Below are 24,811 nucleotides of genomic sequence, written 5' to 3' on the forward strand. Positions count from 1 at the left end.
TGGGCACGCCGTGCCCACGCGTTACGCACGGCGCCGCAGTCCGAAGCGGGGAGGTGTCGCCCGCAAGGCATGCGACGGACAGTGCGTCGGCCAAGCTTGGCGTTTCGGGCGACAGGTCAAGGTCGACGCAGGAAGGACGCGCCCGTAACGCGTGGGCACGGTGTGCCCACCCTACGTCGGCGCTGCGGGTCCGGGTCGGGTTCGCGGCTTCGCGGACCCGACTCGCTTACTTCAACTGCCTGAGCAGGAAGGAATAGGTCAGCGCCCACATGCGCGCCTGCTGGGCGTTGTTGGCCGCGCCGGCGTGGCCGCCCTCGGTGTTCTCCCAGTACAGCACGTCGTGGCCCTGTTCCTGCATCAGCGCCGCCATCTTGCGCGCGTGGCCCGGGTGCACGCGGTCGTCGCGGGTCGAGGTGGTGAACAGCACGCGCGGGTAGTGCCTGTCCTTGAACACGTTGTGGTAGGGCGAGTACTTGCCGATGTATTCCCACTGCTGCGGGTCGTCCGGGTCGCCGTATTCGCCCATCCACGAGGCGCCCGCCAGCAACTGGTGGTAGCGGCGCATGTCGAGCAGCGGCACCTGGCAGACCACGGCGTTGAACAGGTCCGGACGCTGGGTCATCACCGCGCCGACCAGCAGCCCGCCGTTGCTGCCGCCCATGATGCCGAGGTGGCGCGGGCTGGTGAGCTTGCGCTTGATGAGATCCTGGGCCACGGCGATGAAGTCGTCATAGGCCTTCTGGCGGTGTTCCTTCAATGCCGCCTGGTGCCAGCGCGGCCCGAATTCGCCGCCGCCGCGGATGTTCGCCAGCACGTAGACGCCGCCCTGGTCGAGCCAGGCGTTGCCGATCATGCCGCTGTAGGAGGGCTTGAGCGAGACCTCGAAGCCGCCATAGCCGTACAGCACGGTCGGGTTCTTGCCGTCCATCTTCGCCTTGCGCGGCATGACGACGAAGTAAGGGACCAGGGTGCCGTCCTTCGATTTCGCCTCGAACTGCTCGACCTTGTAGGGGCTGGCGTCGAAGTAGGCCGGCATGGCCTTCACGCGTTCGCGCTTGTCGTTGCCGACCTGGCCCAGGTAGAGCGTGCTGGGATGGAGGAAGTCGGTCACGGTCAGGAAGTACTGGTCGGAGTCGATGTCGTCCAGGGCCGCCACGGCCAGGGTGCCGATGCCGGGGGCCTCGACCTCGCGCCGCTGCCAGGCGCCGTCCACGCGGCGCAGCTCGACCACGCGGTTCTTGACCTTGTCGAGGACGGTGAGCAGCAGGGCATTCTTCGTGACCGCAACACCGTCGAGCGAGGTGGTGGCGCTGGGCGTGAACAGCGCCTCGAAGCCGCGCTCGCCGCGCATGAAGGCGTCGAAGTCGATGGCCAGCAGGCTGCCCTGCGGCCAGGTGCGTCCGCCGGCCTGCCAGTCCGAGCGCAGTTCGACCAGCAGCTGGTCGCGTACCGCGTAGGCGTTGGCGTCCAGCGGCTTGTCGATCCTGATGAGTTTGCCGCCCTCGCGCAGGAACAGCTCGCTGGTATAGAAATCGATCTGGCGTTCCACGAACTCGCGTTCGAAGCCCGGCGTCAGGTCCCTGTGCGCCGAGGCCGACAGGTCGGTGGGCCGCGCCTCGAACACGGTGCGCGCGTCGGCCAGCGGCTGGCCGCGCTTCCATTCCTTGACGATGCGCGGGTAGCCCGAGGTGGTCATCGAACCGGCGCCGAAGTCGGTCGCGACGAAAATGGTGTCGCGGTCGATCCAGCCGGTGCCGCTCTTGGCTTCGGGCAGGGCGAAGCCGTTGGCGACGAAAGCGCGCTCCTTCAGGTCGAATTCGCGCACCACCCTGGCGTCGCCGCCGCCGCGCGAGAGCGACACCAGGCAGCGGTCGCCCTTCGGCTCCAGGCAGGACACGCCGGCCCAGACCCAGTTCTCGCCTTCGCTGCGCGCCAGCTCGTCGAGGTCGATCACGGTCTCCCAGGCTGGCGCCTCCTTGCGGTATTCGGCCAGCGTGGTGCGGCGCCAGACGCCGCGCACATGGCGGGCGTCGCGCCAGAAGTTGTAGAGGTAGTCGCCGTGCTTGCTGGCGTAGGGGATGCGGTCCCTGGCCTCGAAGATGGTCTGCAGGCGCGCACGCAGGGCCTCATGGGCGGCGCCGCCCAGTTCGCGCTCGGTGACATCGTTGTGCTGGCGCACCCAGGCCAGCGGCCTGTCGCCGCCGACGTCCTCGAGCCACTGGTGCGGATCGGGCGGCGCGCCTGGCGCCCCTGTTTGAGCCTGTGCCGGGGCGGCGCCGAGCGCCGCCAGACCGAGTACCACCTTTGCCACCATTTTGCGCATTCTTTTGTATTTACTGTTGAGCGCCCCATGGCGCGTTGATCGCGTATATTACCAATTATTCAAGCGAACCCATCCTGCACGTCACGGGCGATGACTCTCTCGATTACACGCAGCATCGGCGCGGCTTTCGGCGCGCGCGGCACGCGCGGCACCACGCGCCTGGTGCTGTGGGGCGCCGGGATCTGGCTCGCGCTGCTGGTCGGCGCGCTGCTGCACATGGTCGCCAGCCGCAATGTCGAGGAAGAGGCGCAGCGCCGCTTCGAGTCGCGCGCCCGCGCCGCCCAGGAGCGCCTCGCCGGCGCCATCAAGTCGTATTCCGAAGTCACGCGGGCCCTGGTTGCGCTGTTTTCCTCCAGCAAAACGCCGGTGACGCGGCTGCAGTTCCACAACTACGTCAGGCTGCTCGACCTGAAGACCCAGTATCCGGCGATCGAGGCCGTGTCGTATTCGCAGCACGTGCAGGACAGCGAGCGCGAGGCTTTCGTGGCCTCGGTGCGTGCCGACCGCAGCCTCGATCCACTCGGTTATCCCGCCTTCGACATCCGGCCGCCGGGGCGGCGGCCGAGCTACAGCGTGCTGACCTACATCGAGCCGCCCGAGAGGCTGCACGAGAAGTTCGGAATGGACATCACCGCCGTCGCGCCGGTTGCGGCGGCGATGGCGCAGGCGCGCGACACCGGCGCCATCAGCGCGTCCGGCAATCCGATCCGGGTCGAGGCGCCGGTGCCGCATATCGCCCTGGGCATGCGCGCCCCGGTCTACCGTGGCGACACGGCACCCGAGAGCGTCGAGGAAAGGCGCGCAGCCTACGTCGGCGCGGTCGGCATCGCGTTCTCGGTGCCGGAGCTGGTCGAGCGCGCGCTGGCCGCCGAGGAGGGGCCGGCGCTGTCGCTGTCCCTGTTCGCGGCCGCGCCCGCCTCCCCGCCGACGCTGGCGCTGGCCGCCGGCGACCGCCTGCTGTACGGCGACGACGGCGTGCGCACCGCGCCCCCGGCTGAGGCGCTTTTCAGCGAGGTGCTGCCGGTCGACTTCAGCGGCTCCTTGTGGAAGGCCCACTTCAGCGCCAGCAGGCGCGCGCTGTATTCGCCGTTCGACCGCTGGCTACCCCTGCTGGCGCTGGTTATCGGCTTCATCGGCACGCTGCTGGTGTACAGCCTGTTCCTTTCGCTGTACTGGTCCCGCCGCAGCGCGATCGACCAGCGCACCCTGCTCGATACGGTCCTCGACAATCTCGACGCCTTTGTGTACATGAAGGACCGCGACCGCCGTTACCGCTATGTCAACGCCAAGATGGCGCTGGCGCTGGGCCAGAGCGCCGAGCGCATCGTCGGCCGCGTCGACTGCGAGGTGATGCCGCCCGGGCAGGCCGACAGCGCCTGGGAGCGCGAGCGCGCCGTCTTCGACGGTACGCGGCGCGCGAGCCAGGTCGAAGTCAGGCTGCACGACGGCAGCACGCGCCAGCTATGGGAAGTGAAGGTGCCGGTGCGCCTGGACGGCGACGTCGGCGGCGTGCTGTGCGTGGCCACCGACGTTACCGAACTGCACCAGCTCAAGGCCCAGGCCGACGCCGCCAACCAGGCCAAGAGCGACTTCCTGTCGAACATGAGCCACGAGATCCGCACGCCGATGAACAGCATCATCGGCATGACCCACCTGGCCATGAAGACCGCACTCGACCCCAAGCAGCGCGATTACCTGGACAAGATCTGGCACTCGGGGCAGCACCTGCTGGGCATCATCGACCACATCCTCGATTTCTCGAAGATCGAGGCCGGCCGGCTGGAACTGGAATTGCTCGACTTCCGGCTCGACGCCCTGATGCACAACCTCGAGAACCAGCTCGGCGACGCGGCCGCCGCCAAGGGCCTGCGGCTGGTGTTCGACATCGCGCCCGAACTGGCGCGCCCGCTGCGCGGCGACCCCTTGCGCCTGGAGCAGGTGCTGCTCAATTTCACCGGCAACGCCATCAAGTTTTCCGAGCGCGGCAGCATCGTGATCCGCGCGCGCGCCGTGCGCGCCTTCGGCCACGAGACCGTGGTGCGCTTCGAAGTCCAGGACCGCGGCATCGGCATCGCGCCCGAGGAGCTGGGACGGCTCTTCACGTCCTTCCACCAGGCCGACCCCTCGACCACGCGGCGTTACGGCGGCACCGGACTGGGCCTGGTGATCAGCAAGCAGCTGGCCGAGCTGATGGGCGGCGAGGTCGGTGTCGAGAGCGTCCAGGGGGAGGGCAGCACCTTCTGGTTCACGGCGCGCCTCGGACAGGGAGGGCGCGAATCGCGGCGCGCTACGTCCCAGGCGCCGGCGCGCGCCACGCCGGCGGCCCCGGCGCGTCTGGACGGCCGGGCCATCCTCCTGGTCGAGGACAATGTCTTCAGCCAGCAGGTCGGACGCGAACTGCTGGAGCAGGCGGGGGCCGGCGTGGCGGTGGCGAACAACGGCCAGGAAGCGCTCGAAGCCCTGCGCCGCCAGGCCTTCGATTGCGTGCTGATGGACGTGCAGATGCCGGTGATGGACGGCTTCGAGGCCACGCGCCGCATCCGGGCCGACGCCCGCTTGCGCGACACCGTGGTGATCGCCATGACGGCCAACGCCGGCGTCGAGGACCAGGCGCGCTGCATGGCGGCGGGCATGAACGACTTCCTGACCAAGCCGGTCGCGCCCCAGCACCTGGCGGCGGCGATTGCGCGCGCGATCCGGCGCGGCCCGGCGGCCCGGGACGACGCCGAGCGCGGGAGGGCCGAATCGCAGCATGGCAGCATGCCGGAGCAGGCCGTCGAAGACGCCGCCGGGCAGGATGCCGTTCCACCCGCAGCGCTGCCGCTTCCCGCCGCCAGCCCCTCACCCCCGGCCCCGACGGCGGCGCCGGGCGGGCCCGCGCCGCTGCTCGATATCGGCGTGCTGGCCAGCACCTTCGGCGACAACCCGGACAAGATGCGTAAATATGCCTTCATGTTCCTCGACAACGCACGCGAGGGCCTGGCCGAGATCGACATCGCCCTGGTATCGGGCGACCTGGCGCGCGCCGGCGCCGTGGCGCACCGCCTGAAGTCCGCGGCGCGCGCGGTCGGCGCGATGGGTTTCGGCGACGTCTGCGACGAGCTCGAGCAACAACAGCAGCGTGGCGCCCTGGCCCAGGGGCGGGCGCTGGCGGCGCGCCTGCGCAGCCTGTTCGCGCGCCTGGAGCGCCAGGTGTCGACCGAACTTGGCGCCCGCGCCACGGATACGCGTTGAACGGCCCGCTGCCTTTCCCCGCCAGTCCAAAAAGAGTATCCTGTGGCGCCGAGCCGCCCAACCATATTTCGATCTCTCCACCGATGTCCTCCACCATTACGCCCGGCCTGCTGATCCTGCATGGCAACCAGATGGAAATGCTGCGCGAAGCCGTCTTCGACTGGCTGCGCAACCATCCGCTCGGACCCCTCGAGCAGGAGACCATCCTGGTGCAGTCGAACGGCTTTGCCGAGTGGCTGAAGATCGCACTGGCGCAGGACCTCGGGGTGTGCGCGGCCACGCGCGTGGCCCTGCCGGCGCGCTTCCTGTGGGAAGCCTACCGCGCCATGCTCGGGCGCGAGCGGGTGCCGCCGCGTTCGCCTTTCGACAAGGATCCGCTGACCTGGCGCCTGATGCGCCTGCTGCCCGCGCTGCTGAAAGAACCGGTGTTCGCGCCGCTGACCCATTTCCTCGGCGACGGCTGCCCGGAGCGCCGCCTGCAGCTGGCCGAGCGCCTGGCCGACTTGTACGACCAGTACCAGGTCTACCGCGCCGACTGGCTGACCGACTGGGAAATCGGGCGCAACCAGTTGCGCCGCGCCGGCGGCGAGCCGCTGCCGCTGGCACAGGACCAGTGCTGGCAGGCGCGCCTGTGGCGCTGCATCCACGAGAGCATCCCGCCGATGCAGCGCGGCACCGGGCGCGCCGCGATCCACGAGGTGTTCGTCGCCAAGATCCTGTCCGGCGCGCCGCCCGTCTCGCGCCTGCCGCGCCGCGTGGTCCTGTTCGGCATGTCGGCCCTGCCTTACCAGACCCTGCAGGCGATCGCCGCGCTGTCGCGCCACACGCAGGTGCTGCTGGCGGTGCCGAACCCCTGCCAGTTCTACTGGGGCGACATCATCGAAGGACGCGAACTCCTGAAGGCTGCGCACAAGCGCCAGCCGGAACGCGGCGGCGTCGACCTGGCCTCCCTGCCGATCGAGGAACTGCACGCGCACAGCCACCCGCTGCTGGCGAGCTGGGGACGCCAGGGACGCGATTTCGTGCGCATGCTCGACGAATTCGACAACGAGGAAGGACGCCCCGAGACCGCCGGGACCACCAAGCTGCGCATCGACCTGTTCTCCGATGGGGAAGGGGAGACCCTGCTGCAGCAGGTGCAGGCCGCGGTGCGCGACCTGCTGCCGCTGTCCGAGCATCCGCAAGTACCGCCGGCGCCCGACGACCGCTCGATCGAGTTCCACATCACCCACAGCACCCAGCGCGAAGTCGAGGTGCTGCACGACCAGCTGCTGTCCTGGTTCGAACGGGACCCGACGCTGCGCCCGCGCGACGTGGTGGTGATGGTGCCCGACATCGACACCTTCTCGGCCCCGATCCACGCGGTGTTCGACCAGCACCGCAGGAACGACCCGCGCTACATTCCCTTCGAGATCGGCGACACCCGCGACCGCAGCGTCAATCCGCTGCTGGTGGCGCTCGAGTGGCTGCTGCGCCTGCCGCAGCAGCGCTGCCGCCAGAGCGAGGTGCGCGACCTGCTCGACGTGCCGGCGGTGGCCGCGCGCTTCGGCATCATGGAGGACGACCTGCCCACCCTCGGCCACTGGATCGAAGGGGCGGGGGTGCGCTGGGGCCTGGACCGCGAGCACCGCGCGGGCCTCGGCCTGGGCGCCGCTGGCGAGCAGAATGCCTGGATCTTCGGCGTGCGGCGCATGCTGCTGGGTTACGCCAGCGGCGCAGGAAGCCGTTTCGGCGACATCGAGCCCTATGCCGAGGTGGGCGGGCTGGACGCCGCCCTGGCCGGCTCGCTGGCCCAGCTGGTCGAAAGCCTGCTCGAGTGGCGCGCGCGCCTGGCGCAGTCGCTAACCCCAAGCGAATGGGGCGCCGAGGCCCGGGTCCTGCTGGCCACCTTCTTCGACGGCCGCGACGAGAAGGACCGCCTGACCCTGTCGCAGCTGAACGAAGGCCTGCAATGCTGGCTCGAGATGGTGGAGGCGGGCGGCTTCGACGAGCCGGTGCCGCTGGCCGTGCTGCGCGAAGCCTGGCTGGGCCAGATCGACCAGCCGACCCTGAACCACCAGTTCGTCTCCGGCGGCGTCACCTTCTGCACCCTGATGCCGATGCGCGCCGTGCCTTTCCGCGTGGTCTGCCTGCTCGGCATGAACGACGGCGACTTCCCGCGCCGCTCGCCCCAGGCCGACTTCGACCTGCTGGCCCTGCCCGGCATGCACCGCCCGGGCGACCGCTCGCGCCGCGACGACGACCGCTACCTGATGCTGGAAGCCCTGCTGGCCGCGCGCGACAAGCTCTACCTGAGCTGGGTCGGGCGCAACGTGCGCGACAACAGCGAGCAGCCGCCTTCGGTGCTGGTGGCCCAGCTGCGCGACTACCTGCGCGCCGGCTGGCAGCTCGACCTGCGCGACATCACCCTCGAACACGCGCTGCAGCCCTTCAGCCGCCGCTACTTCGAGGAAGGCGGCCTGCTGACCTATGCGCGCGAATGGCGCGCCGCCCACGGCATGGAGGAGGGCGAGGCCAACGACGCCCTGCCGCCCTACGAGCTGGAACCGGACTTCCGCCTGAAACTGGCGGACCTGGCGAGCTTCCTGAAGCAGCCGGCGCGCTACTTCTTCCGCCGCCGCCTGGCCGTGATGTTCGGCGAGGCCGAGGTGATCGGCGAGGACGAGGAACCCTTCGCCCTGGACGCGCTCGAGCGCTATTTTCTGGAAGACAGCCTGCTCGACGACGGCGGCAAGCCGGAGGAGATAGACGAGGTGCGCGCCACCCTGAATGCCCGTGCCGAACGCCTGGCGCGCGAGGGGGTGCTGCCGATCGGCCTGGTGGGCCGGCAGTGGCAGAAGGAACTGGTCGACGGCCTGGTGCCGGTGCGTACCGCCTGGCTGAAGCTCGGCGCGCGCTTTCCGCGGGCCGCGCCCAAGCTGGCGGTCAGCCTCGAGCTCGACGGCCTGCAGCTGGACGACTGGATCGACCGCCTGCGCAGCAATGGCGAGCAGACCGCCTGGCTGATGCAGATTTCCTCGAAAGTGCTGGACAAGGCAGGCAAGCCGCGCGGCGACAAGCTGGTCAATCCCTGGCTTCGCCAGCTCGCCGCGAGCGCCGCGGAAGCGAACGTGACCGGCTACCTGGTCGCGCGCGACGCCGTGGTGACGATGGCGCCGCTCGACAGCGCGCAGGCGTACGACGAATTGGCGAACCTGGTGCGCCTGTGGCGCCGCAACCTGGACGCGCCGCTGGCGCTGGCCTGCAAGACCGCGCTGGCCCAGCTGAAGGAAGACGGCGACCCGCGCACGGTGTACGAGGGCGGCTTCGAGCTCTCGGGCGAGGTCGACGATCCGTGTCTCGCGCGCCTGTGGCCCGACTTCGCCGCCCTGACGGCAAGCGGCGAATGGCCTGCGCTGGCCGAACAACTGTACGGGGGGCTGGCGAACTGGCTGGAACAGCAGGTCCAGGTCACGAAGCTCGATGGAGAAGAAGCATGAGCCAGCTGCTCGATGCCCTGACTTTCCCGCTGCACGGTTCGCGCCTGATCGAGGCCAGCGCCGGTACCGGCAAGACCTGGACCATCGCCGCGCTCTACCTGCGCCTGGTGCTGGCCCACGGCGGCGACGCCGCTTTCGTGCGGCCCCTGCTGCCGAACGAGATCCTGGTGATGACCTTCACCCGCGCCGCCACGCGCGAACTGTCGAACCGGGTGCGCGAGCGCCTGGTGCAGGCCGCCGCCTACTTCCGCGGCGAGCTGGACCTCGACGATCCCTACCTGGAAGCGCTGGCCGACAGCTACGATGGCGAGTCCGAACGCTTCGTCGCCGCCCACCGCCTGGTGCTGGCCGCCGAGGCGATGGACGAGGCGGCGATCTTCACCATCGACGCCTGGTGCCAGCGCATGCTGCGCGAGCACGCCTTCGATAGCGGCAGCCTGTTCGACGAGGAACTGGTCAGCGACGAGCGCGCGCTATTCGAGGATGCCGCGCACGACTACTGGCGCCAGCACGTTTATCCGTTGAGCAGCCATGCGCTGGCGGCCGTGCTCGACACCTGGCGCGACGTCGGGGCCCTGAAGTCGGCGGTGCGCGACCTGGTGCAGCGCACCACGGTGCTGGGCGCGCCCGACCCCGAGCCGCTGGCCGCCCTGGTGGCGCGCGTGCAGCGCGCACAGCAGGCGGAACTGGCGCGCCTGAAGGAAGGATGGTTCGAGCGCGCCAACGAGATGGAGCGCTGGATCGCCGGCCAGCGCGCGTTGAATGCCAAGTGCTTCAACGGCAACAAGATGCGAGCCGATTCGCTCGTGAAGTGGTTCGAGGCCTTGCGCGCCTGGGCCCAGGACCCGGCGATGCTCAGGCCCGACGTGACCGACACCGCGTGGAAGCGCCTGACGCCGGACGGCATCGCGGACGCCTTCAGCAAGGACTTCAGCGCCGAGGTGCCGGCCTGCTTCGACGCCACGGCGGCGCTGCGCGAGGCGCTCGACGCGATCGATCCGCTGTCCCACGCGCTGCTGCGCCACGCCGCCGGCCATATTGCCGCGCGCATGACGGAACTGAAGCAGCGCACCCGCCAGTTCGGCTTTGCCGACATGCTCGCGCGCCTGAAGGAGGCACTGGAAGGCCCGAACGGCGAAGCCCTGCGCCGGCGCATCGTCACGCAATACCCGGTGGCCCTGATCGACGAATTCCAGGACACCTCGCCCGACCAGTACCGCATCTTCGACCTGCTGTACCGCGTGGCCGACAACGACCCGAATGGGGGCCTGTTCCTGATCGGCGACCCGAAGCAGTCGATCTACGGTTTCCGCGGCGCCGACATCCACAGCTACCTGGCCGCGCGCCGCGCCACCGAGGGCCGCCACTACCAGCTCGGCACCAACTACCGGTCGACAAGCGCGCTGGTGGACGCGGTGAACCGCCTGTTCCAGCACGCCGAGGGCCATGGCGCGCATCCGGGCTACGCCGCCGGCGCCTTCCGCTTCCGCAAGGGCGAGGTCAATCCGTTGCCTTTCGAGGCGGTGAAGGCGGCCGGCCGCAAGGCCGAGCTGGTCGGCGTCGACGGGCCCTACCAGGCGCTGGCCATGTGCGCGACCGACCGCGAAGACCTCAAGATGGACGAGTACCGCGAGTTCTTCGCCGGGCACTGCGCCGAGCACATCGTCAAGCTGCTGAACGACGAGCATGTCGGCTTCAGGAGCGAAGACGGCCGCTTCACGCGTCTGATGCCGGCCGATATCGCGATCCTGGTGCGCGACCGGCGCGAGGCGGCGGCGATCCGCCATGCCCTGATGCGCCGGCGCGTGGCCAGCGTCTACCTGTCGGACAAGGACTCGGTGGTCGAGAGCGAGGAAGCGCGCGACGTGCTGCGCTGGCTGCACGCGGTCGCGAATCCCCTCGACGGCCAGCTCGCGCGCGCCGCGCTGGCCACGCGCACGGCCGGCCTGCCGCTGGCGGAACTGGCGAAGCTCTCCAGCGACGAGACGGCCTGGGAAGAACGTGTCGAGCAGCTCAAGACCCTGCACCATTGCTGGCAGCGCCAGGGCGTGCTGGCCATGCTGCGCCGCTTCATCCACGAACTCGGCCTGCCGGCGCGCCTGCTGCGCGAGCCGGGCGGCGAGCGGCGCCTGACCAACCTGCTGCACCTGGCCGAACTGCTGCAGGAGGCATCCGGCCAGCTCGACGGCGAGCAGGCCCTGATCCGCTGGTTCGCCGAACAGGTCGAAGGCCTGGGCGAGGGCGGCGACGAGCGTGTGCTGCGCCTGGAATCCGACGCCGAACTGGTCAAGGTCATCACCGTGCACAAGTCCAAGGGCCTGGAGTACCCGCTGGTCTACCTGCCGTTTGCCGTCACCGCGCGCAAGACCGACAAGCGCAACCGCACCTTCTTCGAATACGTCGACGAGGAGGGCGGACGCAAGATCGACCTGGCCCTGTCCGACGAGGCGCTGCAGGCGGTGGACCGCGCGCGCCTGGAGGAAGACCTGCGCCTGCTCTACGTGGCCCTGACGCGCGCGCGCCACTTCCTGTGGCTGGGCGTGGCCGCCATTGCCGCGGGCAAGAAGGGCGAGAACCGCCTGCACGAGTCCGCCCTGGGCTACCTGCTCGGCGGCGGCAGCCCGATCGCCTGCGACGCCCTGCACGAGCACCTGGGCAAGCTGCGCGGCGACTGCGCCAGCATCGAACTGCACGTCCTCGATCCGCTCGACGGCTGCACGGTGCTCGACCGGGTCGAGACCCGCGCCCCGCTGGTCGAGCCGGCGCCGTTCGACGCCCACTTCGAACGCAACTGGTCGGTCGGCTCCTTCACCTCGATCACCCGCCACACCACGACGGCGCCCACGCCCCAGCGCGCGGCCGAGGAAATCCTGCTGGAAGAGGAAGAGGTCGCCGCCTCTGCCCCCGCCTCCGCGCCCCGTGGCGAGGACGCCCCCTGGCACCGCTTCCCGCGCGGCTCGGTGCCCGGCAACTTCCTGCACGAGCAGCTCGAATGGATGGGCCAGGAAGGCTTCGATATCGTCGACGACCCGCATTTCGATGCGCGCCTGAGCCAGCGCATCGAGCGCGCCGGCTGGGGCAATCGCCTGGACGACGCGCTGGCCTGGCTGAAGACGATCGTCACCACGCGCCTGCCGCCCCTTGGCGCGAGTCTGTCCGAGATCGTGTCGGGGAGCGCCGCGCCCCTGCCCGAAATGGAATTCTGGTTCCCGAGCGAAGGCCTGGCCGTGGGCGAACTCGATCGCCTGTGCCGGCGCCGCCTGCTCGGCAATACGCCGCGCCCGACGCTGCCCGAGCGCGAACTGCACGGCATGCTCAAGGGCTTCGCCGACCTGGTGTTCGAACACGAAGGCCGCTACTGGGTGCTCGACTACAAGTCGAACGCGCTCGGCAATGCCGACGCCGCCTACACCCGGCGCGCGATGGAGGAGGGCATGGCCGCGCACCGCTACGACATCCAGGGCGCGATCTACATGCTGGCGCTGCACCGCCTGCTCAAGAGCCGCCTGGGCGAATCCTACGACCCGGCGCAGCAACTGGGCGGCGCCATCTTCCTGTTCCTGCGCGGGATCGCGAACACCACGACCCACGGCTGCTGCCTGCTCGAACCCGATCTCGAGCTGCTGGGTGGCCTGGACCGGCTGCTCGCCAAGGAAACTCTCGTATGAAGCAACAAGTGAAACAAGAAGCACAAGCCGACGCCCGGCCTGACGCTTTATGGGACGAAGTCGCGCGCCTGACCGAGGCGGGCGAGCTGCGCCGCCTGTCCGGCGCCTTTGCCCGTTTCGTCGCGTCCTTGGGCGGCGCCTCGCCGGCCATGCTGCTGGCGGCCACGGTCCTGTCCGAGCTGGAAGGGCACGGCCACAGCTGCCTGCAATTGAGCGACCTCGCCGGCGACCCGGCGGCCCTGCTCGGCTGGAGCCAGGAGCAGTGGAAGGGCCTGGCCGCCACCGTCGCGCCCCTCCCCAGGACCGCGAAGGCCTGGGCCACCCAGCTGGCCGCCTGCGAACAGGTCTGGCGCGTGGGCGACTTCGACTACGGCGAGCCGCTGGTGTTCGACGGCGAACGCCTCTACCTGCGCCGCTACTGGCGCGACGAGACCGTGGTGGCCGACAGCATCCGCGCCCGCGCGGCCGCCACCCGGCCCGTCGAAACGGCCAAGGTCCGCTCCTGGCTCGACCTGCTGTTCTTCTCCCAGCGCGCCAGCGAAAAGCCGGACTGGCAGAAGCTGGCCTGCGCCGTGGCCCTGCGCGGCTCGGTGGCGATCATCACCGGCGGCCCCGGCACCGGCAAGACCTATACGGTGGCGCGCCTGCTGGCGCTGCTGTTCGCCACCGCGCCCGATGCCGCGCGCCAGCGCATCGCCCTGGCCGCGCCGACCGGCAAGGCGGCCGCCCGCCTGAAACAGTCGATCGACAAGGCCCTGACCGAACTGGCCGAGCGCGTCGGCGAAGCGCTGCCGCTGCGCCAGCTCACCGAGCGCATGGGCGCCGCCCGCACCCTGCACAGCCTGCTGGGCGCGCGTCCCGACAGCCGCGCCTTTGCCCACCATGCCGGCAATCCCCTGGATGTGGACGTGCTGATCGTCGACGAAGCCTCGATGGTGCACCTGGAGATGATGGCCTGCCTGCTCGACGCGCTGCCGCCGGGCGCGACCCTGGTCCTGCTGGGCGACAAGGACCAGCTGGCCTCGGTGGAGGCGGGCGCCGTGCTGGGCGACCTCTGCCACAACGCCCAGGCCGGCGGCTACAGCGCGGAGACGGCCGAGTACGTGCGCGTCGCCAGTGGCGAAGAAGTTCCAGGCGAATTCCTCGGCGCAGCCGGCCCGCTGGCCCAGCAGACCGTCATGCTGCGCCACAGCCGCCGCTTCGGCGGCCCGATCGGCCAGCTCGCGCTTGCCGTGAACGCGGGCGACGCCGCGCGCGCCGAGGAGGTGCTGCACGGGCCGGACGAGGCCGTGCGCTGGATCGAGCACGCCCACCAGCACCAGGTGGTCAACCTGGCTTTGGCCGGCTACCAGCCTTACCTGGAAGTGCTGCGCGCGGGGCCCGATGGCGCCGCGCACGAGGACTGGGTGCGCGCCGTGCTGCAGCACTTCGAGGCCTTCCGCATCCTGTGCGCGGTGCGCGAAGGGGAGTGGGGCGTGTCGGGACTGAACACCGCGATCGAGCAGCGCCTGGAAGCGGCCGGCCTGCTGCGCCGCAGCGGCGAGTGGTACGTCGGGCGGCCTGTGATGGTGACGCGCAACGACTACGGCACGGGCGTGTTCAACGGCGACATCGGCCTGACGCTGGCCGACCCGGCGCGGCCCGGTTCGCTGCGCGTCTACTTCCTGGAAGGGGACAAGGTGCGCTCCGTCCTGGCCACGCGCCTGCGCAACGTCGAAACCGCGTATGCGATGACCGTGCATAAATCGCAGGGTTCGGAGTTCCGGCACACGGTGCTGGTGCTACCCGAGGACCGGCACGGCATCCTGACGCGCGAGCTGGTGTACACCGGCATCACACGCGCCAGCGCGGAGTTCACGCTGGTGTCGCCGGCGGGGGCGGTGCTGGCCGACGCCGTCGGGCGGCGCACGCATCGGGCGAGTGGCCTGCGCAGCCTGATCGAGCGTTAAGCTGCGCCGCGCCTTGTCGGCAGGTGCGGGTGCGCCGCCAGGCGGGCGCCCGACCATGCCCACTGCAGCTCAGTTGCGAAGGAAAAGCAACAACAGCGAGCCGTAAAACACGAGCGGGGTGACCCCAAGCAGGCCCAGGCCGAGCAGTGCGGGGGCATTGAGCTTGCCTGCGGGAGCACGACGTTTTGCCGAACGGTTGATGTTAGCGTACTTCATGATGTCCTCCTCGAGTGCGTATGCCCAAGCGGCGTTGACAGAGAAGGTAGCAAGCGGCGTGCCATTAAAAGAATCTGGTTTAAAACCAGAGACTTAGGAATTCGAGACAGGGCTGGCCAAAGAAGACTGTAAAGTTTTCAGTCGCAGATTGTAAAGTTTTCGATTCAGGCTGCTGGGCTGCGAGTGTGGAGTCGACGCCGGCGCCGCCGGCGAGCACCGTCCTGGCGAGATGCCGGGAGGCCAACGCATTGGGCAAGTGGATTGCATCGCCTGGCCGAACAGTAGAGAGCGCTTGCTGGAGGATGCGGACGAACCGTTTACGCACGCTGGACTCGGCCTGCCTGCAGCCTGCGACAGCCATCCTGATCTGGTCTTTCGACGGGCAAGTCCAGACGGTCACCGTGTACGCGATGACCGTCCATCGTTCAGCGAGCCGGAGCCACCCGCCACACGGTGTTCGACAGGTCGTCCGCGACGATGAGGGCCCCGCGCGGGTCGACGGTGACGCCGACCGGCCGTCCGCGCGTCTTGCCGTCGTCATCGCGGAAGCCGGTCACGAAGTCGACCGGCTCGCCGGCGGGACGCCCGTTGGCGAAGGGCACGAAGATCACCTTGTAGCCCACGGGTTGGGCGCGGTTCCAGCTTCCGTGCTCGCCGACAAAGGCCCCGTTGGCATACGCCGCGCCCATGGCCGGCACCGAGAAGGACACGCCAAGCGCCGCGACGTGCGAGCCCAGGCTGTAATCCGGCTTGATGGCGGCGGCGACCTTTTTCGGATCCTGCGGCTTGACGCGCGGATCGACGTTCTGGCCCCAGTAGCTGTACGGCCAGCCGTAGAAGCCGCCTTCGCGCACCGAGGTCAGGTAGTCCGGCACCAGGTCCGGCCCCAGTTCGTCGCGTTCGTTGACCACGGCCCACAACTGCTTCGTTTCGGGGTGCATGGCCAGCGCCGTCGGGTTGCGCAGGCCGGTTGCGTACGGCTTGTGGGCGCCGGTGGCGGCGTCGATCTGCCACACCATGGCCCGGTCGACTTCGGCTTCCATGCCGCGCTCGGTGATGTTGCTGTTCGAGCCGATGCCGACGTACAGTAAGCGGCCGTCGGGGCTGGCCGTCATCGCCTTGGTCCAGTGGTGGTTGATCTCGGATGGCAGCTTCGCGATGCTGGTCGGCGGTCCGCCGGCCCTGGTCTGGCCTTCCTGGTAGTCGAAGCTGACCAGCTCGTCCTGGTTGGCGACATACAGCTTGTTATTGGCAAACGCCAGGCCATACGGAGCGTTCAGGTTGTCCGCGAACACCGTCTTGAGTTCGTACTGGCCGTCGCCGTCGGCATCGCGCAGCAGGGTCAGGCGATTGCCGCTCTTGGCCTTGGTCGTGCCTTTCGCCTTGATATAGCCGGCGATCACGTCTTTCGGCTTGAGTTTCGCCGCGTTGCCGCCGCGGCCTTCCGCGACCAGGATATCGCCATTCGGCAGGACCAGGGTCTGGCGCGGAATCTGCAGATCGGTCGCGATCGCTGTGATGGTAAAACCTTTTGGCACGACCGGTTTGCGATCGCCCCATTCCGCCGGCTCGGCAATCTTCATGCTGGGTAGCAGGCCGCGTTCCGGTTCCGGCAGTGTGGGATCGGGCCCGCGCGCCTGCGTGCTGGCGCCTTTCTCGCCGCATGCCGCCAACAGCAGCGCCGCGCTCAACAAGGTCACGAGTTTCAATGGTTTCATTTCGCCGCTCCCGGACGCGTATGCAATCCCACCCAGGTGCTGGCGCAGGCCAGCACGGTAACGATGACCGACAAGACCAGGCCGGATGGCATGGAAGCCCAGGCGTCCTTTGCATGTTCGAAGGCGTTGACCAGTCCGAGCACGAAGGTCACCAACAACAGGAGGAAGTAGGTCAGGGGATGTCCCGCCTTGCGCTGTGCCCGAAGCAGATTGATCAAGGCAGCAAGCAGGGCCAAGCCGCAAAACAGCAGGCCGCCGGCGATGAGCCAGGAAGCGAAATTATTCCACTGGATCTGGTAGGAATTGTAATAGGCGATGTCACTCAATAGTGCGCCCAGAAACAGGGGAACGGTCCCGGCAAGCAGCGTGGTGTGCAGCGAACCCGGATGGCTTCGATAGGCCGGACTGGCCGTCGCTGAAGAAGACATGGCATTCGTCCTTGTTAGTGGTTTTTCTTGGCATGATCATATCGGCAATGAAATAGTCCTGTCGCATAATTGATCCGGGCTTATAACGTTGTAGCAATCAGGAAATTGCAATACTATCCAGAACCTTGGGGTGCCAGGCACCCATTGTTCCCTGTAAGGACCTGATCGCATGAAAACTCTCCCCTCGAAGCTCCTGCTGGCCGCCTGCCTCTCATCGGCCTTCCTGGCCCCGGCCCATGCCGTCAAGGCCGCGCCCAGCGCGCCGCAAGCCGGTCTGAAGGTGGACTTCCAGAAGTTCACCCTGCCAAACGGACTCGAGGTGATCTTCCACATCGACCGCTCCGACCCGGTCGTGGCCGTGAACCTGACCGCGCACGTGGGATCGTCCCGCGAAAAAGCCGGCCGTACCGGCTTCGCCCACCTGTTCGAACACCTGCTGTTCCTGGAATCGGAAAACCTGGGCAAGGGCGGCCTGGACAAGATGACCGCGCGCATCGGCGGCTCTGGCGCCAACGGCTCGACCTCGCAGGACCGCACCAACTACCTGCAGACGGTGCCGAAGGACGCGCTGGAAAAGATGATCTGGGCCGAAGCGGACAAGCTCGGCTGGTTCATCAACACCGTCACCGATCCGGTGCTGGCGAAGGAAAAACAGGTCGTCAAGAACGAGAAGCGCCAGGGCGTGGACAACGCACCCTATGGGCACACCCGCTACGTCATCAACAAGGCCCTGTACCCGGAAAACCATCCCTACAACTGGCAGGTGATCGGCTCGCTCGAAGACCTGCAGAACGCGACCCTGGACGACGTCAAGGAGTTCTACCGCCTGTGGTACGTGCCGAACAACGTCACCCTGGTGATCGCGGGCGACTTCGATCCAGCCCAGGCGCGCAAGTGGGTCGAGAAGTATTTCGGCGAGATCAGGCGCGGCAAGCCGGTGGAGGCGATGGCCAAGCGTCCCGGCGTGGTGAAGCAGACCGTCAGGCTGGCCCACGAGGACAATTTCGCCAAGCTGCCCGAGTTGACCATGGCCTGGCCCACCGTGGAGGACCTGCATCCGGATTCGTACGCCCTCGAAGTGCTGGCCGAATACCTGTCCGAGACCAAGCGCGCGCCGTTCTACCAAGTGCTGGTGGAAGAGGGCAAGCTGGCCCCGGCCGTCCAGATGGGCAACCAGACCGCCGAACTGGCCGGCCAGTTCATGCTGAAAGTGCGCGCCTTCGAAGGCAAGCCGCTCGACGAGGTGGCGGTCGGAATCGACAAGGCCTTCGCCAGGTTCGAGAAGGAAGGCATCTCCGAGCGCGACCTGAACCGCATCAAGGCGGGCCTCGAGACGCGCTTCTATAACTCCATGTCCAGCGTGCTCGGCAAGTCGGCCCTGCTCGCCGAATACAACTACCTGACCGGCAATCCGGGCCAGATCGAGGACGGCATCAGGAAGACACTCGCCGTCACCCCGGCCGACGTGCGCCGCGTGTACGACACCTATATCAAGGGCAAGCCCTATGTCGCGACCAGTTTCGTCCCGAAAGGCAAGCTGGCGCTGGCCCTGAGCGGTTCAAGCAAGGCCGACGTCGTCGAAGAGAAGGTGGTGCAGGGCGCCGAGCACGCGGTCGACCCGACTGCGAATGCCGAGTACACGCGGACCCCGTCGAAGTTTGACCGCAGCAAGGAGCCGCCTTACGGCGCGGCGCCGGTCGTGAAGGTGCCGCAGGTCTGGGACACGAAGCTGGCCAACGGCATGCGCGTGGTCGGCATCGAAAACAGGGAAGTGCCGCTGGTGCAGTTCGACATCGCGATCGATGGCGGCCTGCTGCTCGACAAGCCGGAAAAGGTGGGCGTCGCCAACCTGATGGCGCGCCTGATGACCCAGGGCACCGCGAAGAAGACGCCGGAAGAGCTGGAGGAAGCGATCCAGCAACTGGGTGCGACGGTCAATGTCTCGGCACGCATGGAAGACGTGCGCATCAGCGTGACGACCCTGGCCCGCAATTACGGGGCGACCCTGGACCTGGTCGAGGAAATCCTGTTGCAGCCGCGCTGGGACGAAAAGGAGTTCGCGCTCATCAAGCAAAGCGTGCTGAGCCAGATTCGCCAGCAGGAAGCCGAGCCGAACGCGCTGGCCGCCATCCACTTTGGCAAGCTCGTCTACGGCAAGGACGATCCGCGTTCGCGCAACATCCTGGGCACGACGGAAAGCGTGAACGCGATCACCATCGACGACCTGAAGGACTACTACCGCGCCAACCTGTCGCCATCGGTCGCCCGCATGCATGTGGTCGGCGCCTTGCCGAAGGCCGCGATTGCGAGTTCGCTGAGCAAGCTGAGCCGCGACTGGAAGGCGCATCCGGTCAAGCTGCCGGCGGCGGTGACGGCGGGCGGCCAGGCGCCTGCCAGGGTCTATTTCGTCGACGTGCCGGATGCCAAGCAGTCGGTGCTGCGCATCGGCTACCGCGCGCTGGCGGCGACCGATCCGGACTTCTACCCGGCCACCGTCAGCAACTACATCCTGGGCGGCGGCGGCTTCGCCTCGCGCCTGACCCAGCAGTTGCGCGAAGGGAAGGGCTACACCTACGGCATCAACTCCTCGTTTGCCGGCAGCGAGAGCGCCGGGACCTTCACCATCGCCAGCGGCGTGCGCAGCAACGTCACGCTCGAGTCGACCCAACTGGTGAAACAGGTCCTGCAGGACTATCCTGCGACCTATACAAAGGCCGACCTGGAAACGACCAGGAACTTCCTCGTCAAGAGTAATGCGCGCGCTTTCGAGACGGCAGCGGCCAAGCTGGGCATGCTCGACAACATCAGCAAGTACGGCTGGCGCGCGGACTACGTCAAGCAGCGCGAAGAGGTCGTCAAGGCGATGACGCTGCCGCGGGTGCAGGCCCTGTCGCAGAAGTATCTCGATCCGTCGAAGATGGTGTGGCTGGTGGTGGGGGATGCGAAGACGCAGTTGCCGCGGATGCAGGAGCTGGGATTCGATGAGCCGGTGCTGATCGCCAGGTAATATCGTATCGTCGACGGCGCGATCCTTTCCGGTGTCACGCCGTCGATTGTCTTTCTTGTATCTGGCTGTGCTATATTTTTGTGAATTATTTTTTATGAAAGAGCTCACAATGAAGTTGACCTTCCTGGTACGTGCGTCGAGCGTCGCCGCATTCCTTCTGGTCTTTCTGCCCGCACACGCCCAGATTCGTACGGATAAGGGCACCGATGTGTCGCAGAGCTGTGATCAGGGACTGACCATTCCGGCCCCCTATGGCGAGTCGGACTTGAAAGGCAATGCCAAATACCCGGCATACTGCAAGTGCTTCATGAGCAAGTTCGAGGTGCGCGCCATGAAAGCGGCGAAATACATGCAGGCCAATCCGGGCAAGGCGCCGCCGGGAACGCTGGAACAGTCGAATGCCGAGGAACTCGAGATGCGTAATTCCTGCCGCAAGCAACTCGGTTTGCCGCAGGTGGTGCTTCCGAAGTAATCCGGCGCTCTGCCGACAAGGAATTGAAACTACCCGCCCGTTTTCGGGAACAGAAGCTGACGCCATAACGACGGTTCTATCGCTGCGGCAGCGTAGATCCCGGAATCGAAGGCGCCGGGGATGCCAGGGCCGAAGATATCCTGTCCGGCCAGAAGTAAACCCGGCACCGGCGTCTGTACCCGAAGCGTCCGTCCCGCAAGGTGGTCTGTGCCCGGTTCAAGACCATAGATAGCCCCGGCCGGGGCACGGACATAGCGCCATTGCGTCACCGGTGTCGCCAGTTCATGAAACCGGATCATCGGCGCCAGTTGCGGGAAATGCCGGCTGAATTGCGCCAGCATGCGCGTTTCGATGCTTGCCTTCAAGGCCACATACTCCGGCGCCCGCGAAGGGGCGCCCCTCTTCATCCATTGCGCGAACAAGGCGCCGTCGACCATCGCCAGCACCTCAGCGGTGGGGCCGCCTTCATATGCCGGGTCCTTCAGCGACTGGAAGGACACGAACAGGGTAGGGGCGTCCTCGTCCTGTGGCGCTTTCCAGACCCGGCCGATGTCGTTACTCTCATGGATCCAGACATTGGCCGAGCTGGCGCCGGCGCCGGCGATGTCGCCCTCGAAGCCAAGGAACAGCAGCAGGTAGGACAGGCCCGGACGAAGCGCCCGTATGTCCCGTTGCCAGTCCGGCGCGATGCCTCCATCAAGAAGATCGACCAGGCTGGCCGCGCTCATGGCTGCAATGATATGGCCGGCACGTTCCTCCTTGCGCGTTCCGTCCTGTTCATAGACCACTCCCGCCGCGCGGCCGTGCTCGAACAGGATACGGCTTGCATTGGCGCCGACCCGCAGTTCGCCGCCCGCCGCCTCGACCAGGGGCAGCAGCGTTTCGGCGAAACGGGCCGGTCCACCCACAGGATAGTTGGCGCCGCAACTATAGGCGCCGGTAGCGATCGCGTGCTCCACGAAGGGAGCCCGGTCCGGCGGCATGCCATACACGGGCCAGCGGGCGCCCAGGATGGCCCTGAGCTGCTCGTTCGAGATGTTCGACAGTGCGTCGCCAAGCGTCGGGCGCATCAGGCGTGCGATGCCTGCGCCGCCGATCAGGTGCAGGCAAAATGCGGCCCAGGGGGGCAGCGAATGCATGGCGAGCAGGGAAACGGCTTTCCTGCGTGCCTTGTTGCAGGCCGCGAACCAGTGGTCGATTTCCGGGGCGTGGTCGGGAAACTGCTCGAGCAAGGCCTTGCGGTAGGCGGACTCCGGGTGAGGGATGCCGAACTCGCGTCCAGGCAGGCGCACGATGTCGTAGGGGTTGGCCAGCGGGGCAAGTTCGACCTGGCCCGCGCTCAACCAGTCGAGCAGATGCCCGAATACGGCCATCATGCGCCGGAACCGCTGATCGGAATCGACGTCGCAATCCGCACCGGCGATGTAGTGCACGCCCGTTGCGAACGTCCATGCGCCGCGCTGGAACGTTTGCGTCTGGCCCCCGGGTATCCGATGCTGCTCGAGCAGCAGCACCCGCCGCCCGAGCTTTCCCAGCGCCCCTGCTGCGGCAAGACCGCTGATGCCCGAGCCAATGACGATGGCATCCCACATGCTATCCCCCATGCCGCCACAGGCGGCTCGGCTTCACCTCGTTCCGCTGACCCTCGGGTTGTGGACCGATGACCCATCGGCGCAACGCCAGATAGGCGTATGCAGTTCGAGTGCCGATGCATGCCATAAGTTGCGAGATGTTGGCCTGCTTCTGGAACAAGCTTATTTCTGCCTGTAATCGAAGTGTTGTTATAGTAGGCGCTTCAGGCCGGCATCGCCGAAACCTTGCTTAAAACTTTTATGACTGCCATCTCATGACGCTGGATCGACCCTGGTACTTCGGCTGGAACATCGTCGCCGCCGCCACCCTCCTGACCACCCTGACCGTCGGCATGCGCCTCGGCATCGGCCCCTTCTTCCTGCCCATGGTCGAGGACCTCGGCTTTTCCCGCAGCCTGCTGGCCTCGATCATCGCCATCGGCATGCTGTGCTACGGCCTGGCGATGCCGCTGGCGGGCTACCTGGTCGGGCGTTACGGCACCCGCTTCGTGCTGCTGCTCGGCACCGCCATCGTCTTCATCTCGATTGCCTGGACGGTCAACGCACGCACGCCTGTCAGCTTCCTGCTCGCCTTCGGCGTGCTGATGTCGATTGGTCTCGGCTTCACCAGCCCGGTCGCGCTCACGCCCATCATCAGCCGCTGGTTCACGCGCCAGCGCGGCATGGCGCTGTTCTTCCTGTCGACCGGTTCCATGGCCGGCATGGCGATCCTGACGCCGGTGCTGGCCTCGGCCATCCATGCGGTCGGCTGGCAGTCGACACTGGTCGGCTTCGCGATCATCTTCGCCGTGGTGACGATTCCGGCGGCCCTGTTCTGCATGCGCGAGGGGGCGCCGGCGCACACCGACCTGCTGCCGGAGCAGGTCAGCGCCCAGGCGGCGAGCGGCAAGCCGGCGCCGGTCAGCCTCTCGTTCGGGGAAGCGGTGCGGACCTCGCCGTTCTGGAAGATCGTGATCGGCCTGTTCGCCTGCGGCTTCAGCATGAACCTGCTCGGCACCCATGGCGTGCCGATGCTGATGGACCACGGCTTCGATGCGATGACGAGCTCCTACGGCATCGGCCTGATCGGCCTGGTGGCGATCCTCGGCACGCTGGTGCTGGGCCGCCTGTCCGACCGCCTGCCGCGCCGTAATATCCTCGGCACCATCTACTTAGTGCGCGGCCTCGGCTTCTTCGCGCTGCTGCTGGTCGGCACCCACTGGGAACTGTATATTGCCGCGGCCATCGGCGGCATGGTCTGGGCCGGGAGCATCGCCACTTCCTCGGCCATGCTGGCCGATATCTACGGCGTGCGCCTGGTCGGCGTCATGTACGGCACCGCCTACCTGGGCCACCAGGTCGGCGCCATGCTCAGCTCCTGGCTGGGCGGCTGGGGCTTCGAGCACTTCGGCACGCATTGGGTCGCCTTCGGCAGCTCCGGCGTACTGCTGGTGATCGCGGCCTTCGTGTCGCTGCGCCTGCCCCTGAAGGGCTTCACGCTGATGGCGGCGCCCGTCCCCGTGGGCAGGTAAGACGCAGTGGGGTGCGGGCCGAGGCAGGGCACGCCTCATGTCCGCCGGGCCAAACAAAAAGGGACTGCCGTGTTCGCGGGAGTCCCTTGTTCTTTCGGGTTCCAGCGCCCGCTGCGGGGCGCGAACCGGATCAGTTGCGGCGCTTGCGCGTCACCACCGCCTTTTTCTTCTTCGGCGCCACGACCACTTTCGACTTGCTGCGCGACGAAGCCTTGGCCTTCAGCTTCACGCGGCCGGCGCTGGCCTTGATGCGCGGTGCGCGGCTGCTCGCCTTGGCGACCGAGCGCGGTGCCCTTGCCACGACCGGGTCCTTGCCGTTGATGAAGCGGCGGATATTCAGCGCGTCCATGATGCGGGCCGACGAGGCGCCGGCGTTGAGCAGGACCATGGTCGCGTTCTTGCCGCCGGCCTTGATGCTCATGATCAGGCAGCGGCCCGCTTCCTGGATGTAGCCGGTCTTGGACAAGCCGATGTCCCAGCCCTTGGCGCCGACCAGGCGGTTGGTGTTGTGGAATTCGACTTCGCGGCTGTTGATGCTGATGAGGTTCTTGGCATCGGTGGTGCGGTCGGTGATTTCCTTGTACTTGCTGGCGGCATTGGCCATCTTGACCAGGTCGGCGGCGGTCGAGCGGTTGTTCGGCGACAGGCCGGTCGGCTCTTCGATCACGGTGTTGCTCATGCCCAGCGCGGCAATCTTGCGGCGCACGGCGACCTTGAACGCAGGCAGGCCGCCCGGGTAGGTGCGGGCCAGCGAGGCGGCGGCGCGGTTGTCGGAGGACATCAGGGCCAGTTGCAGCACGTCGCCGCGCGGGATGCTGGCGCCGACCGGTACGCGCGAGCTGCTGTGCTTGAGCGTGTCGACATCGCTGCGGTCGATCTCGATCAGTTCATTCATGTCCTGCTTCGCGTCCAGGATCACCATCGCGGTCATCAGCTTGGTCAGCGAGGCAATCGGGACGACGGCAGTCGGGTTCTTTTCCAGCAGAACCTTGCCGGTGTCGTCTTCCACCACCAGGACCGATTGCGATCCGAACGGCACCGCGAAGGCGGCAGCAGACGAAATCGACAACAGGACGGCAGCGAACAATTTTTTCATCATGGGTGTCGAAATGTGGAGTCGGGTCAGGGCCACGCTGCCGTTGCGGCAGCGACTTTCACGCGTCATGCGTAGGGCTTACCTAAGTGTTGAACGATAGCACTGGCATTTCCGGCTG

At 67.5% G+C, this 24,811-nt stretch carries 13 protein-coding genes; 7 read left to right on the top strand and 6 right to left on the bottom strand.

Features of this window, described 5'->3' with window-relative positions:
• Nucleotides 1–226 precede the first annotated feature (226 nt).
• Entirely contained in the window at nucleotides 227–2,314 is a 2,088-nt protein-coding gene (locus ACSUZJ_RS10445; protein WP_499415824.1) for a prolyl oligopeptidase family serine peptidase, read from the bottom strand.
• 99 nt (nucleotides 2,315–2,413) lie between these two features.
• On the opposite strand from ACSUZJ_RS10445, the gene ACSUZJ_RS10450 reads away from it, so the two are divergent.
• The 4 genes from ACSUZJ_RS10450 (at nucleotide 2,414) to recD (ending at nucleotide 14,653) form a co-directional block, all read left to right on the top strand.
• Nucleotides 2,414–5,557, top strand: a complete 3,144-nt coding sequence (locus ACSUZJ_RS10450; RefSeq protein WP_499415826.1) for a CHASE domain-containing protein — start codon at nucleotides 2,414–2,416, stop codon at nucleotides 5,555–5,557.
• An 83-nt stretch (nucleotides 5,558–5,640) separates the two neighbouring features.
• A complete protein-coding gene (gene recC, locus ACSUZJ_RS10455) occupies nucleotides 5,641–9,036 on the top strand; it encodes an exodeoxyribonuclease V subunit gamma (RefSeq protein WP_499415828.1) in 3,396 nt (1,131 codons plus the stop codon).
• Nucleotides 9,033–12,704, top strand: a complete 3,672-nt coding sequence (recB, locus tag ACSUZJ_RS10460; protein WP_499415830.1) for an exodeoxyribonuclease V subunit beta — start codon at nucleotides 9,033–9,035, stop codon at nucleotides 12,702–12,704. The genes recC and recB overlap by 4 nt, the downstream gene beginning before the upstream one ends.
• Nucleotides 12,701–14,653, top strand: a complete 1,953-nt coding sequence (gene recD, locus ACSUZJ_RS10465; protein WP_499415832.1) for an exodeoxyribonuclease V subunit alpha — start codon at nucleotides 12,701–12,703, stop codon at nucleotides 14,651–14,653. The genes recB and recD overlap by 4 nt, the downstream gene beginning before the upstream one ends.
• Before the next feature lie 69 nt (nucleotides 14,654–14,722).
• Here the strand turns inward: recD and ACSUZJ_RS10470 are convergent, their stop codons facing one another.
• The 3 genes from ACSUZJ_RS10470 to ACSUZJ_RS10480 form a co-directional block, all read right to left on the bottom strand.
• Nucleotides 14,723–14,869 carry a hypothetical protein gene (locus ACSUZJ_RS10470; protein WP_499415834.1) on the bottom strand — a complete coding sequence of 49 codons (147 nt, stop codon included), beginning with the start codon at nucleotides 14,867–14,869 and terminating at the stop codon, nucleotides 14,723–14,725.
• A gap of 425 nt (nucleotides 14,870–15,294) precedes the next feature.
• Complete coding sequence (locus ACSUZJ_RS10475) at nucleotides 15,295–16,587, bottom strand: PQQ-dependent sugar dehydrogenase (protein WP_499415836.1); 1,293 nt, start codon at nucleotides 16,585–16,587, stop codon at nucleotides 15,295–15,297.
• The gene (locus tag ACSUZJ_RS10480; RefSeq protein ID WP_499415838.1) at nucleotides 16,584–17,015 is read right to left on the bottom strand and encodes a DUF2231 domain-containing protein; all 432 of its coding nucleotides are present in this window, start codon (nucleotides 17,013–17,015) and stop codon (nucleotides 16,584–16,586) included. Before ACSUZJ_RS10480 ends, ACSUZJ_RS10475 begins: the two co-directional genes overlap by 4 nt.
• A gap of 169 nt (nucleotides 17,016–17,184) precedes the next feature.
• On the opposite strand from ACSUZJ_RS10480, the gene ACSUZJ_RS10485 reads away from it, so the two are divergent.
• Together ACSUZJ_RS10485 and ACSUZJ_RS10490 are read left to right on the top strand one after the other, a co-directional pair.
• Nucleotides 17,185–20,022 (top strand): M16 family metallopeptidase, encoded by a 2,838-nt coding sequence (locus tag ACSUZJ_RS10485; protein ID WP_499415840.1) that lies wholly within the window; start codon nucleotides 17,185–17,187, stop codon nucleotides 20,020–20,022.
• Between the two features lie 109 nt (nucleotides 20,023–20,131).
• Entirely contained in the window at nucleotides 20,132–20,494 is a 363-nt protein-coding gene (locus ACSUZJ_RS10490; RefSeq protein WP_499415842.1) for a hypothetical protein, read from the top strand.
• A 29-nt stretch (nucleotides 20,495–20,523) separates the two neighbouring features.
• On the opposite strand, the gene ACSUZJ_RS10495 is transcribed toward ACSUZJ_RS10490, so the two are convergent.
• The gene (locus ACSUZJ_RS10495; RefSeq protein ID WP_499415844.1) at nucleotides 20,524–22,086 is read right to left on the bottom strand and encodes a phytoene desaturase family protein; all 1,563 of its coding nucleotides are present in this window, start codon (nucleotides 22,084–22,086) and stop codon (nucleotides 20,524–20,526) included.
• A 254-nt stretch (nucleotides 22,087–22,340) separates the two neighbouring features.
• Here ACSUZJ_RS10495 and ACSUZJ_RS10500 point away from each other — a divergent pair, with 254 nt between their 5' ends.
• Nucleotides 22,341–23,597 carry an MFS transporter gene (locus tag ACSUZJ_RS10500; RefSeq protein WP_499415846.1) on the top strand — a complete coding sequence of 419 codons (1,257 nt, stop codon included), beginning with the start codon at nucleotides 22,341–22,343 and terminating at the stop codon, nucleotides 23,595–23,597.
• Between the two features lie 130 nt (nucleotides 23,598–23,727).
• On the opposite strand, the gene ACSUZJ_RS10505 is transcribed toward ACSUZJ_RS10500, so the two are convergent.
• Nucleotides 23,728–24,696 carry a serine hydrolase gene (locus ACSUZJ_RS10505; RefSeq protein WP_499415848.1) on the bottom strand — a complete coding sequence of 323 codons (969 nt, stop codon included), beginning with the start codon at nucleotides 24,694–24,696 and terminating at the stop codon, nucleotides 23,728–23,730.
• Nucleotides 24,697–24,811: the final 115 nt, after the last annotated feature.

Source organism: Telluria sp. B2, from assembly GCF_051789535.1.
Classification (GTDB): Bacteria; Pseudomonadota; Gammaproteobacteria; order Burkholderiales; family Burkholderiaceae_D; genus Telluria.

Bases quoted from the DNA above. Each gene is read 5' to 3' on its own strand.
- ACSUZJ_RS10500 (WP_499415846.1), top strand. From the start codon at position 22,341: ATGACGCTGGATCGACCCTGGTACTTCGGCTGGAACATCGTCGCCGCC.
- ACSUZJ_RS10475 (WP_499415836.1), bottom strand. From the start codon at position 16,587: ATGAAACCATTGAAACTCGTGACCTTGTTGAGCGCGGCGCTGCTGTTG.
- ACSUZJ_RS10470 (WP_499415834.1), bottom strand. From the start codon at position 14,869: ATGAAGTACGCTAACATCAACCGTTCGGCAAAACGTCGTGCTCCCGCA.
- ACSUZJ_RS10485 (WP_499415840.1), top strand. From the start codon at position 17,185: ATGAAAACTCTCCCCTCGAAGCTCCTGCTGGCCGCCTGCCTCTCATCG.
- recC (WP_499415828.1), top strand. From the start codon at position 5,641: ATGTCCTCCACCATTACGCCCGGCCTGCTGATCCTGCATGGCAACCAG.
- ACSUZJ_RS10495 (WP_499415844.1), bottom strand. From the start codon at position 22,086: ATGTGGGATGCCATCGTCATTGGCTCGGGCATCAGCGGTCTTGCCGCA.
- recB (WP_499415830.1), top strand. From the start codon at position 9,033: ATGAGCCAGCTGCTCGATGCCCTGACTTTCCCGCTGCACGGTTCGCGC.
- ACSUZJ_RS10490 (WP_499415842.1), top strand. From the start codon at position 20,132: ATGAAGTTGACCTTCCTGGTACGTGCGTCGAGCGTCGCCGCATTCCTT.
- recD (WP_499415832.1), top strand. From the start codon at position 12,701: ATGAAGCAACAAGTGAAACAAGAAGCACAAGCCGACGCCCGGCCTGAC.
- ACSUZJ_RS10480 (WP_499415838.1), bottom strand. From the start codon at position 17,015: ATGTCTTCTTCAGCGACGGCCAGTCCGGCCTATCGAAGCCATCCGGGT.
- ACSUZJ_RS10445 (WP_499415824.1), bottom strand. From the start codon at position 2,314: ATGGTGGCAAAGGTGGTACTCGGTCTGGCGGCGCTCGGCGCCGCCCCG.
- ACSUZJ_RS10450 (WP_499415826.1), top strand. From the start codon at position 2,414: ATGACTCTCTCGATTACACGCAGCATCGGCGCGGCTTTCGGCGCGCGC.
- ACSUZJ_RS10505 (WP_499415848.1), bottom strand. From the start codon at position 24,696: ATGATGAAAAAATTGTTCGCTGCCGTCCTGTTGTCGATTTCGTCTGCT.